Annotated in this window: 1 protein-coding gene; it reads left to right on the top strand. The window is 69.3% G+C overall.

Going from position 1 to position 388, the window contains the following annotated elements; translation table 11 throughout:
• Positions 1 to 388: CoA transferase (locus ACR6JA_RS22255; protein WP_494599572.1), on the top strand; the 388-nt coding region annotated here is incomplete at both ends.

Genomic DNA, 388 nt, shown 5'->3' with positions numbered 1-388 from the left:
CAGCTGCTGGGCGACCTGGGGGCCGACGTGGTCAAGGTCGAGAAGCCCGGGGAGGGCGATGATACGCGCACATGGGGGCCGCCCTACATTGTCGGCAAGGACGGCCGCGAGACGGACGAGAGCGCCTATTACCTCAGCGCCAACCGCAACAAGCGCTCGATCGCCATCGACATCGCCAGCGACGTCGGGCGCGCGCGGCTGCATCGCCTGCTGGCCCAGGCCGACGTGCTGGTGGAGAACTACAAGGTCGGCGGGCTGGCCCGCCACGGCCTGGACTATGCCGCTTTGCGCGAGCGCTACCCGCGCCTGGTGTACTGCTCGATCACCGGCTTCGGCCAGACCGGTCCCTACGCCACGCGCGCCGGCTACGACTTCCTGATCCAGGGCA

The organism is Cedecea sp. B1(4), assembly GCF_059414925.1.
This window is presented reverse-complemented; position numbering and strand designations above follow the sequence as displayed.